Genomic DNA, 12,258 nt, shown 5'->3' on the forward strand with positions numbered 1-12,258 from the left:
TCATGCTGTCCGGTGGCCTTCCCACTCTAAGGGGTTTCAGGACTTTGACAAGACCAACAGACGAGACCATAGCGGGTGCCGGATGGCCCTGAATCAGATAATATGCGGGCCTTTCAAAGACAGGACGGAGCGGTCACATGGAACAGAGGCGTATCACGGTCATTCGCGGCGACGGCATCGGCCCCAGCATTGTCGATGCCGCAGTCGCTGTGCTCGATCATGCCGGCTGTGGCTTTGCCTACGACTATGTCGAGGGCGGACTGACGGCGCTGGAGAACACCGGCGAGCTGCTGCCGCAGGAGACGCTGGATGCCATAGAGCGGAACAAGGTCGCGCTGAAGGGTCCTTTGACCACCCCGATCGGCAAGGGATTCTCCTCGATAAATGTCAGCCTGAGACAGCAGTTCCAGCTCTATGCGAATGTCCGCCCCGTGATCTCCTTCGCCGGAACAAAGGCCCGCTACGAGAACATCGACATCATTACGGTCCGCGAGAATACCGAAGGCATGTATTCGGGTCGCGGCCAGACCGTCTCGGACGACGACACGGTGGCGGAGGCCCTGAGCGTGATCAGCCGCGGCGGCGCCGAGCGTATTCTGCGTTTCGCCTTCGATCTGGCCCAGCGCGAGGGCCGCCGCAAGGTCACCGTGGTGCACAAGGCGAATATCCTGAAATCGACATCCGGCCTGTTCCTGCGCGTCGCCCGGGAAATTGCGGCCAACTATCCGCACATCGAAACCGTCGAAATGATCGTCGACAACGCCTGCATGCAGCTGGTCATGAATCCGGAGCAGTTCGATGTCATTGTCACGACCAATCTGTTCGGCGACATTCTCTCGGATCTCTGTGCCGGGCTGGTGGGCGGACTGGGCATGGCGCCCGGCGCCAATATTGGCGCGGACTGCGCCATCTTTGAGGCGGTTCACGGTAGTGCTCCCGACATCGCGGGCAAGAACATCGCCAATCCGACGTCGGTGATACTCGCCGCCTGCCAGATGCTCGATTACCTCGACATGGGAGACAGGGCCGGCAAGATCCGTGGGGCGCTGCGCAGCGTGATTGCGAAGGGCGAAAAAACCACCGGAGACCTCGGCGGCACGGCCAGTACCACCGAGTTCACCCAGGCGCTCATCGAGGCACTCTAGCTACCCACAGCCTGATACGGATACAGGGTACCGGACGCTTATGCGGCAACAATGTCGGTGTCAAACCTGCTGAAAAGCGCGGTCTGGGTGGGGTAGCCAAGCGCGGGGTGCGCATCGCCAATGCCGGAAAAAACCACCCGATAACCATTGCGCTGGGCGACGCCGCTTGCCCAGCGCCGGAATCTCGCGCGACACCACTCAAACTTGTGGTCGTCCTCGCGGAACTCCCCATCCTGAAGACCCAGCAGGGGGTTGTATTCGCTGTTCGGCGTCGTCATGTAGACATGGCCCGGCCGATAGTTCGCGAAAACTGCCAGCTCCACCGTTGACAGCTCACCCGGCGGCATATGCTCGATCGTCTCGATCATTGCGGCCGCATCAAAACCGGCGAGGCGCGGATTGCGCACGGCGTAGGAGCCCTGCAGCAGGGAAAGCCGCGGACTGGCGACGTTGAGATAGCCATCCAGCATTCGACGTGCCTGCGCCAGCGAGATACCTGACTGCTCAAGGCCGAGCACTTCCGTAAACTGCGCCTCTGCCAGCAGACGATAAAGCAGCATCCCGGAGCCGCAGCCCAGATCCAGAATACGCTTCGCCCCGGTGTCGCGCAGCACGGCGACCGCCCGCTGCAGTCGCACTTCGTGCAGACTGGTCATCTGCGTCATGCAATCGCGCATCAGATTGTCAGGTCCTCCGTGCAAAAAGGGCATAGGGTAGAGGAAGCGCCGAAAACTCGCCAGCAACTTCCACGGGGGTGCATCCCGCGTTGTGACTTGGCAAACTGTTGCCGTCCCACAGGAGGAATTCCGCCATGTTCCCGCCACGATTGAGAAACGTGTTCCCGCAGATCCTTCGCCGTTTGCTGCTTGCAACTGTCCTGGTCATGCCCGGCGCGCTGGCAGAATCGCCGGTTGAGGCCACGGAACGCCTGCACACATGGCTCGATGAGCAGTACGCGGAAGAACTTCGCTTCACCCCCGAGAAGCTGACCAGCCTGGGCAGCAAACTGCTCTACGACAGACTCGACGACTACAGCGTTGCCGGCGAGCAGCGCCGATTGCAGTGGCTGCGCCAGAGCGTCGCGAGCATGCGCAGCCGCTTTGATCGCAAGTCCCTCGACGATGAGGGGCGACTCTCCTATGACTTCTGGGCCTATCGACTGCAGCGCGCCGAGGACAGACTCGAGTTCGCAGACCACCGCTATGTGTTTTCCCAGATGAATGCACCCCACGCCCAGCTACCGAAGCTGCTGATCAATGATCATCGCGTCGACACAGAGGCCGACCTCCAGGCCTATATTCGCCGCCTGAACGCGATTGGCGTGGCCATGCGGCAGAATCTCGAGCGGGCGAGAACGGCGGCTGACCGTGGCATCCGTGCACCGCGCTTTGCCTATGACATGGTCATCGATCAGGCCAGCCGGGTCCTCACCGGCGCGCCGTTCGAGGACAGTGCGGACAATTCCGCACTGTGGAATGACGTATTGCAGAAGATCGATGCTTTGCTGCAGACCTCGGTCATCACCGCCCAGGCAGCGGCTGAATACGAGGCTGAAGCGAAGGCCGCCCTGCTGGGCCCCCTCCAGGCCGGCTATCGCGAGGTCATCGACTGGCTGCGGGAGGACCGTGCGGAAACGTCAGAACAGGCCGCGGGGGTGCATTCCCTGCCGCGCGGCGAGGCATTCTACGCAGAGCGCCTGGGATACAACACGACGACCGAACTGAGCGCCGAGGAGATTCACGCCATCGGCAGGACTGAAGTCGCCCGACTGAAAACCGCGATGCACGATATTCTGGCAAAAGTCGGTTTCGACGGCTCCCTGCAGGCCTTTTTCACCTACGTGCGCGACGATCCGCAGTTCTACCAGCCGGATACTCCGGAAGGCCGGCGTCAGTATATCGCCGACACCGAAGCCTTCCTCGAGCAGATCGAGGATAAACTGTCCGATGTCTTTGGGATCCTGCCGCGCGCGGACCTGGTCGTGCGGCGGGTCGAGTCATTCCGCGAGGTCGATGGCGGCGCCGCGCATTACACCAACGGTACGCCGGATGGCGACCGCCCCGGTGTGTACTACCTGCACCTGTCCGACATGGGCTCCAACAATCTCACTGACCTGCAGACTACCGCCTACCACGAGGGCAATCCGGGTCACCACATGCAGGTGTCCATTGCCCAGGAAAGTCAGCAGCTGCCGCAGTTCCGTCGCAATACCTGGTACTCCGCCTATGGCGAGGGCTGGGCACTCTACACGGAGCAGGTGGCCGCCGAGATGGGCCTCTTCACAGACCCCTACAATGATTTCGGGCGGCTGACGGCAGAGATCTTCCGCGCCATCCGACTGGTCGTGGATACGGGACTGCACCACCTGGGCTGGAGCGAAGAGGAAGCCGTGCAGTACATGCTCGACAACTCGGCGCTGCCCGAGGGCAAGGTGCGGTCGGAGATACGCCGCTACCTCGTGCTGCCCGGGCAGGCCACGTCCTACAAGGTGGGCATGCTGAAGATTCTGGAACTGCGCCAGGAAGCGCAGGCCGCCCTTGGGAACCGCTTCGACATCCGCGGTTTCCACGATGCCATTCTTGGCGGCGGTGCCCTGCCCCTCCACCTGCTGGAGCAGCGCGTGCAGCAATGGGTAACGAGCGAGGGCCCGGCCCCTTACCGCGCAGACCTTGTCCGCACAAGCCACGGCGTGGCACACGTCACGGCGGATGACTTCGGTGGTCTCGGCTACGGCGAGGGCTTTGCCGCCGCCGAGGACAATGCCTGTGAAATCGCACACAGCCTGCTGCAGGCGCGCGGCGAGCTGGCCAGGTACCTGGGGCCCGGCCCCGACAACGCGAACCTGATACAGGATGCCGTTCTCAAGGCCATGGACATCGACAGCCAGGCGCGCACTGCGCTGGCGGCACAGACAGCAGAGGACCTCGACTGGCTGCAGGGCTATGCAGCGGGTTTCAACCGCTACCTGCGCGAGAACGATGGCGTCAGCGCCACCGCCTGGTGTGCCGGCGCACCCTGGGTTCAAGCCATCAGCGCCGGCGATCTGATGGCGCGCATGGTGGTAGTGGCACAGACACTGCCGCGCATGGCGGGCGCGATCGCCGCCGCGGCGCCGCCACAGCAGAGTGACGCCAACAGTGCCGGCCTTGCGGTGAAGAATAGCCAGGTAGCGGCGGCCTGGGACGCCGTAACGCTCAGCAGCATGGGGTCAAACGCCTGGGCGTTCGGCAGCGAGCGCACGGAAAACGGCCGCGGCATGCTCATCGGCAACCCTCACTACCCCTGGTATGGCGCCAGTCGCTTCTGGGAAAAGCACCTGACAATTCCCGGCCGCCTTAACGTCTACGGCGCCCATCTCCTCGGCGCGCCCGGCGTGGCCATTGGCTTTACCGAATCGGTCGGCTGGAGCCACACCGTCTCCGACAGCCAGCGACTGGTGTTCTACCGACTCGAGCTGGTGCCGGGTGATCCGACCCGCTACCTGGTTGACGGCGAACCCCGGGAGATGCAGCGCCGAACCGTGGAGGTGCCCGTGCTGCAGGAGGACGGCAGCCTCAGCAGCCGGTCGCACACGCTGTACTTCTCTCACTACGGTCCGGTCCTGACAATGCCGGGCATGCCGTGGACGGAGACGCAGGCATTCACGGCACGGGATGCCAATCTCGGCAATCACTACCTGCTGCCGCAGTGGAAAGCCATGAACAGCGCAAAGAGCATGGATGATTTCATCGACGCCCACAGAACCTGGAACGCACTGCCCTGGGTGAACACGATTGCCGCAAGTCAGGATGGCCGCGCCGTGTATCTGGACAACTCCACCGTCGGTCATCTCAGCGACGCTGCCATGGCCGGCTGGGAGCGACAGCGCGAGAGCGATCCGCTGACGGGACAGCTCTACGATAGCCGCGGCATTGTGCTGCTCGACGGCAGCGACAGCCGCAACGCGTGGCAGGACGACGCCGGAGCGCGCCTGCCCGGGACCACGCCCTTTGACGAGAGACCAGCACTGGAGCGCCCCGACTACGTGTTCAACAGCAACGACAGCTACTGGCTGAGCAATGTCGAACACCCGCTGACCGGGTATTCCCCCCTGTATGGACCCACGGAAACGGCCCGCAGCGTGCGGACCCGCATGAACGGATCCATCCTGACCCCAAAATCACCCTATGACTACGCGGGTGAGGACGGCCGCTTCAATCTCGAGGAGGCACAGACTGCCATTCTGGCCAACCGGAGTTTCAGCGCCGACCTGCTGCTTGAAGGCCTGCAGGGCGCCTGCGGCGAACGCAGTGAGAACGACGCGGCGAGCGGCAATGAGCGCGGGGACCTCGGCGACGCGTGCCGTGTACTGGACGCGTTCGATGGCCACATGAATGAGGATAGTCCCGGCGCCGTGCTGTTCCGGGAGTGGCTCGCGCAGTTCGATTATCGCGAGACGCGGCGCGCCGGCGCGATATTCGCCGAGCCCTTTGACGCAAGCCAGCCGCTGTCCTCACCGCATACCCTCGCCAGCGCCGACGCCGCGCTGGACGCGCTCGGCGCAGCCGTGACAATCCTCGACACCGCAGGCCTGCCCCTGGACAGCACACTTGGCAGCACGCAGCGGGCGCGATTTTCCGGCCGCGACACCCCGGTACACGGCGGCAACCGCCATGAGGGCACCACGAATCTCATTATTTCCGGGCAGCCGGAGCACCCGCTGGCGCCTGAGACGCGGGACAGGATAGCGGGCAGCAAACTGCTGACAGCGGACGGCTATACGGTTGTCCACGGCAGCAGCTTCATTCTCGGCCTGGCCTTCGATGACCAGGGACCCCGCGCCCGGGTGATCCTGACCTATGGCCAGTCGAGCGACCCGGGATCTGACTATTTCGACAGCCAGACGACGCTGTTCCGCCAGCGCGAGTGGCGGGAAGCGCTATTTACACCGGAGGCCATTGCCCGTGACACCCGGTCGCGCCGCATTCTCGAAGAAGCGCGCTGAGAGTAACCGGAATGACTGCGGAGCGCGCTAAGCAACGGGATAGCCGTCGGGGTTGCCCTGCTGCCAGCGCCAGGCGTCCTCGCACATGCGCTGCAGGCCCAGTGCAGCGCGCCAGTCGAGGATGTCCGCTGCGTAGGCCGGATCCGCATAGCAGGACGCCACGTCCCCGGGCCGCCGATCCACGATGGCATAGGGGATAGGACGGCCCGAGGCGGCCTCGAAGGCCTGCACAGCCTGCAGAACCGAGTAGCCCTGCCCGGTCCCGAGATTGGCCACCAGCGGCCCCGGCTCGGTTCGCTGCTCCAGAGCCGCGAGCGCCGCGACGTGGCCGCGGGCCAGGTCGGTCACGTGGATGTAATCACGCACGCCGGTTCCATCGACCGTGGGATAGTCGCCACCGAAGATCGACAGTCGGGGCAGCTTCCCCACGGCCACCTGGGCAATATAGGGCATGAGATTGTTGGGAATGCCCTTGGGGTCCTCGCCGATCAGGCCGCTGACATGGGCTCCCACCGGATTGAAGTAGCGCAGCAGGGCAATCTGCCAGTGCGGCTCTGCGACGCAAAGATCAGCGAGTATCTCCTCGATCATCAGCTTGCTGCGACCATAGGGATTGGTGGCAGACAATGGAAAGTCTTCCTGAATCGGCACCGTGGCGGGATCCCCGTACACCGTCGCCGATGAACTGAACACCAGCCGCGACACCCCGGTCGCCTGCATTGCCCGCAGCAGGCACAGCGTCCCGGTAACATTGTTGTCGTAGTAGCGAAGCGGCTGCGCAACAGATTCTCCGACCGCCTTCAGCCCCGCGAAGTGAACCACGGCATGCGGACGCTCCTTGCGCAGAATGGTCTCCAGGCCGGCGGCATCACGAATATCACAGTGATGGAACCGCACCGGCCGGCCGATGATTCGCTCGAGACGCGAGAACACGGCGGGCGAGCTGTTACTCATATTGTCCAGCACGACAACGTCAACGTCTCGCGCGGCAAGCTCCACGCAGGTATGGGAGCCGATATAGCCCGCTCCCCCCGTGAGGAGGATCGTCGGTTTCCCCGTCATGGTTTCCTCGCTGTTCGCTGTGCACCGGCCGGACAGTGTACGTGCAGGCTCTGCACGCCGGAAGCGCCACCCCGATACGGCGATCACACTTCTGTATTTTTGCCGTGCCCGACATGTCCCCTGCTGTTACCATCCCAGCGCAATAAGAGGCTGACAACAACGCGGGATTCAGCGAAAGCCATGAAAGTGCTAGTGACCGGTGCCGCCGGCTTTATCGGCTATCATGTAACGTGCGCGCTGCTGGCGCGCGGCGACAGCGTGGTCGGCGTCGACAACCTGAATGACTACTACGATGTGGCGCTCAAGCGCGCCCGCGTAGCCGCGGTCCAGCCTCGGCAGGCGTCGGACTTCCTGTTTCTGGAATACGATATTACCGACGCGCCGGCAATGCAGGCGCTGTTCAAGGAGCAGCAGTTCGACGCGGTGATCAACCTCGCGGCACAGGCCGGTGTACGCTACTCCATCGACAACCCGCAGGCCTACATCGACAGCAACATCAACGGCTTCATGACGATACTCGAGTGCTGCCGGCACCACCCGGTGAAGCATCTCGTGTATGCCTCCAGCAGCTCCGTCTACGGCGCTAACCGCAAGATGCCCTTCGCGGTGACGGATAACGTGGATCACCCTGTCTCGCTGTACGCGGCGACCAAGAAAGCCAATGAACTCATGGCCCATACGTATTCTCATCTTTACGGTATACCGACCACCGGGCTGCGGTTTTTCACGGTCTACGGACCCTGGGGCCGCCCCGACATGGCCTGCTTTCTGTTCACTGAAGCCATTGTCAGGGGAGAGCCCATCAGGGTATTCAATGAAGGTCGCATGCAGCGTGATTTCACCTACATCGACGATATCGTTCACGGCGTACTGGGTTCCCTCGACAGACCCCCGGAGGCAGGCGAGCTAGGCGCTGCCGGGAATCCGGATGCCGGCAGCAGCAGTGCCCCCTATCGCGTATTCAACATCGGCAATAACCGGCCAGTGCCACTCATGGACTTCATCCACGCCATCGAAACCGCGCTGGGGCGCGAGGCTGTCAAGGAATACCACCCCATGCAGCCCGGTGATGTGCCCGCCACCTACGCCGATATCGATGCACTCAAGGCCTGGACAGGTTACACGCCGGTCACGCCGCTGCAGGAAGGCATAAACCGCTTTATTGCGTGGTACCGGGAATACTCAAAGGACAGTAAGGAACCCTCTGCATGAATGTTGTCATGATTGGTGCGGGCTACGTCGGACTGGTCTCCGGCGCCTGCTTCGCCGAGTTCGGCGCTCAGGTCACCTGCGTCGACAAGCTGCCGGAACGCATCGACGCACTGAACGCAGGACGCATACCGATCTACGAGCCTGGCCTTGAAGACCTGGTAGCGCGCAATGTTCGCGGCGGCAGACTGCGCTTCACGACTGAGCTTGGCGACAGCGTTGCCGCGGCGGACCTCGTGTTTATTGCAGTGGGCACACCGACCCGGCGCGGCGACGGCCATGCGGATCTTCAGTACGTCTACGCCGCGGCCTCTGAAATCGCCACCTACCTGACCGGCTATACCGTGATTGTCGACAAGTCCACCGTGCCGGTCGGTACCGCGCGCGAAGTCCAGCGCGTCATCCGCAAGGCCAACCCCGACGCGGATTTCGATGTGGCATCCAACCCCGAATTTCTGCGCGAGGGATCGGCCATCGGCGACTTCATGCGGCCCGACCGCGTGGTTCTCGGCGTGCAGTCCGAGCGGGCCGAGAAGCGTCTGCGGGAGCTCTACCGGCCACTGAACCTGATCGAAGCGCCGATACTGGTGACAGACCTCGAAAGCGCCGAGCTGATCAAGTATGCATCGAATGCCTTCCTGGCCACCAAGATCAGCTTTATCAACGAGATGAGTCAGCTGTGCGAGGCCACCGGCGCGGACGTCAACGCCGTCGCCAAGGGCATGGGCATGGACAAGCGCATCGGCAACAAGTTTCTCCACGCCGGACCGGGCTATGGCGGGTCCTGCTTTCCCAAGGATACGCTGGCGCTGATTCGTATCGCACAGGAGCACGGCGCCTCCAGCCGCATCGTCGAGTCGGTGGTCGAGGTGAACGCCTCGCAGAAAGCACGCATGGTCGCCAAGATCCGCCAGGCGCTGGGCGGCAGCGAGGCCGACAAGACCATCGCCGTACTGGGGCTGACCTTCAAGCCGCAGACGGACGACATGCGCGATGCACCCGCACTCGCAATTCTGCCGGCGCTGGCCGACCGCGGCGCCATCATACGGGCACACGATCCGGAGGGCACTGCCGAGGCCCGGACACTGATGCCGTCCGGCATCGATTACGTCGACACCATCGAGGATGCGCTCCGCGACGCCGATGCCGTGGTTCTCATGACGGAGTGGAATCAGTATCGCGGTCTGGACCTGCGCGAACTGCGCTCGCTGATGCGTGGCAATGTGTTTGTGGACCTGCGCAACGTCTACGAACGCCGGACAATGGAAGACGCGGGATTCGTGTATTCCGCGGTCGGTCGCTAGTGGGTCACACGGCGCCTTCCTGTTGCGGCTGACGCGGCTCCCGTCATTCTTTACACTGCACCGGCAGGCATTTGCGCCAGGACGGAAACACGACATGGGAGAGCAGTCCCGCAGGCAGGCATATATACAGGCCAGGCAGCTTGAGGATTTCATTGGCCAGGCACCTGCGACGAACGCGGCAACGCTGGCGGTATGGCTCATCTTTTATATTGGCCTCAGGGACAATATGGCCGCGATACCGCTTATTCTCTCTGGCCTGATCATGTTTGTCGCCTGTGCCTCGCGCATTCTGATCTGGCACTCCTACCAGAAACAGCCTGAAACACGGGCGGCCGAAAGCTGGCGTTGGCGCTACACCATCGCCACGGGCGGTATTGGCGTCGCCTGGAGCCTCCTCTATTTTTCCTTGCTGGATTTTCAGGATCTGTCGGTAGTGGCTCCCGTCCTCATGCTGTTTTTCGGTATCGCAGGCACGGCAGCGATCGCTCTGTCGTCCTACATGCCCGCGTTCATGCTCTACAGCTACCCGCAGATAGCAACGCTGATAGCGATGATTCTCGCGCAGACTCAGATCAACCTGTCGTTCCTCATGTTCACCGTGTTGATCTATGCACTGCTCATCACTCTTTACGCGCGTCAGATGGGGCAGCGCAATCGCAGGCAGCTGGCGCTGTCGGCGGACAATGCCGGTCTGGTGCATGAACTCGGAGAGGAGGTCGAGCAGCGCGAGGCGATCATCCAGCAACGCACGCAGGCGCTGCGCGACAGCAACCTGCAGCTCGAACGACAGATTCAGCACAGGGAAGCTGCGGAAAAAGCCGTACAGGTTCAGTACACCCTTCTGCGCTCGGTGCTTAATTCGACAACCGATCTCATCTATTACAAGGATTACAGGAACGAGGATGGCCTATACCTGGGCTGCAACCAGGCATTCGCCGACTTTCTCGGCAGGGATATCGAGCAGATTACCGGCAAAAACGACATTGCCCTGTTTGGCCAGGTTACCGGCGGTCTGCGCCGACTGGATGACCGCGAGACAATGGCCAACGGACACGGCACCCAGGAAGCCTGGGTGACCTATCCCGATGGTCATAAAGTGCTGCTCAGCACTTTGAGAACCCCCTTCCGCGATGACGCGAATGAAATCGTCGGTGTGCTGGCCATTGCGCGTGACATTACGGAACAGAAAAAATCCGAACAGACGCTCAGGCGGCAGCAGCAGGCACTGCAGCATCTCGCCCACCATGACCAGCTTACCGGCCTGCCGAATCGACTCAAGCTCATAGAAACCGTGGGCAAGGCCATCGGCGAAGCCATTGATCACGGCACACAGCTCGCCGTGCTGTTCGTGGATCTCGATCACTTCAAGGACATCAACGACAGCCTCGGACACACCATTGGCGACCAGCTGCTTGTCGCCATATCCCAGCGCCTGAAGAAATCCGTGCGTGCCGCCGACATGGTTGCCCGTCTCGGCGGCGATGAGTTCACCGTACTCATCCGGGACCTGAAAGACGAACAGGGAGCCATTGAGGTCGGTGAAAAGATTCTCGATGCTTTCCGGGAAGCGGTCAGTATCGACTCGCACACGCTCAAGATCACCGGCAGCGTCGGCATCAGCCTGTACCCGAGGGACGGAGACGATACGGAAACCCTGTTGCGTAATGCCGACGCCGCCATGTACCGATCCAAGCGCGATGGTCGCAACGCAGCCCGATTGTATGCGGCGGACATGACTGAACAGGCCATGGCGCGCCTCGCGCTGGAATCGCAGCTCCACGAGGCGATCAGAAACGAAGAATTCACCGTGCGATACCAGCCGCAGGTGGACATGCGCAGCGGCAGCGTGGTCGGCGCCGAGGCATTGCTGCGCTGGAATCACCCGATGCATGGACTGATAGGACCGGACCAGTTTATCGACGTCGCGGAAGACACCGGCCTGATTATTGATATTGGCGCCTGGGTCCTCGAGCAGGCCTGCCGCCAGAGAGAGGCCTGGAAACGCGCCGGCATCATGCAACTGACCATGGCGGTGAATATTTCCGCGCGTCAGATGCTGGATCCGCGCTTTGCCGACACGGTGAGAGAAAAAGTGGTGTCCGCCGGATGCAACCCACACGAGGTCGAGCTGGAAATTACCGAAGGCCTGCTTATCCAGCACCCGGAGAACGCGCGGCGGACCCTGCAGACTTTCCGGGACATGGGCATACAGGTCGCCGTGGACGATTTCGGTACCGGCTACTCGTCTCTCGCCTATCTCAAGCAGTACCCGATCAGCAAACTGAAAATCGATGCCTCATTTGTCCGTGATATCCAGCACGACAGCAACGATCAAGCCATCGCGAGCGCCGTCATTGCGCTCGGCAGAAGTCTGGACCTCGACGTCATCGCCGAGGGTGTCGAGACCGGGGAACAGTCAGCCATCCTGATACGGCATGGCTGCTTCCTGGCCCAGGGCTACCTCTACAGCCGATCTCTGGACGCTGCCGGTTTCCAGCGTTTTGTTGAACAGCGGTCCGGCGCCGTGCTGCCGCACCCGATAGCGTGAGTACCG

7 protein-coding genes are annotated in these 12,258 nt (G+C 62.3%); 5 read left to right on the forward strand and 2 right to left on the reverse strand.

Annotation, left to right across the window (positions count from 1 at the left end):
* The first annotated feature begins 137 nt into the window (after nucleotides 1–137).
* Nucleotides 138–1,145 (forward strand): isocitrate dehydrogenase, encoded by a 1,008-nt coding sequence (locus EV688_RS01980; protein WP_117316819.1) that lies wholly within the window; start codon nucleotides 138–140, stop codon nucleotides 1,143–1,145.
* Nucleotides 1,146–1,183: 38 nt separating this feature from the next.
* On the opposite strand, the gene EV688_RS01985 is transcribed toward EV688_RS01980, so the two are convergent.
* Nucleotides 1,184–1,810, reverse strand: a complete 627-nt coding sequence (locus tag EV688_RS01985) for a methyltransferase (RefSeq protein WP_205686580.1) — start codon at nucleotides 1,808–1,810, stop codon at nucleotides 1,184–1,186.
* A gap of 146 nt (nucleotides 1,811–1,956) precedes the next feature.
* On the opposite strand from EV688_RS01985, the gene EV688_RS01990 reads away from it, so the two are divergent.
* Entirely contained in the window at nucleotides 1,957–6,129 is a 4,173-nt protein-coding gene (locus EV688_RS01990; RefSeq protein WP_117316822.1) for a DUF885 family protein, read from the forward strand.
* Between the two features lie 27 nt (nucleotides 6,130–6,156).
* Here the strand turns inward: EV688_RS01990 and galE are convergent, their stop codons facing one another.
* On the reverse strand, nucleotides 6,157–7,191 hold the full coding sequence (galE, locus tag EV688_RS01995; RefSeq protein WP_117316824.1) for a UDP-glucose 4-epimerase GalE: 1,035 nt from the start codon (nucleotides 7,189–7,191) through the stop codon (nucleotides 6,157–6,159).
* Nucleotides 7,192–7,371: 180 nt separating this feature from the next.
* Here galE and EV688_RS02000 point away from each other — a divergent pair, with 180 nt between their 5' ends.
* The 3 genes from EV688_RS02000 (at nucleotide 7,372) to EV688_RS02010 (ending at nucleotide 12,252) form a co-directional block, all read left to right on the forward strand.
* A complete protein-coding gene (locus tag EV688_RS02000) occupies nucleotides 7,372–8,403 on the forward strand; it encodes an NAD-dependent epimerase (RefSeq protein ID WP_117316826.1) in 1,032 nt (343 codons plus the stop codon).
* Nucleotides 8,400–9,704, forward strand: coding sequence for a UDP-glucose dehydrogenase family protein (locus tag EV688_RS02005; RefSeq protein ID WP_117316827.1), 1,305 nt, complete (start codon nucleotides 8,400–8,402; stop codon nucleotides 9,702–9,704). Before EV688_RS02000 ends, EV688_RS02005 begins: the two co-directional genes overlap by 4 nt.
* Nucleotides 9,705–9,798: 94 nt before the next feature.
* Nucleotides 9,799–12,252, forward strand: coding sequence for an EAL domain-containing protein (locus tag EV688_RS02010; RefSeq protein ID WP_162883867.1), 2,454 nt, complete (start codon nucleotides 9,799–9,801; stop codon nucleotides 12,250–12,252).
* Nucleotides 12,253–12,258 lie beyond the last annotated feature (6 nt).

The sequence above is a fragment of the Chromatocurvus halotolerans genome (assembly GCF_004340525.1).
GTDB lineage: Bacteria > Pseudomonadota > Gammaproteobacteria > Pseudomonadales > Halieaceae > Chromatocurvus > Chromatocurvus halotolerans.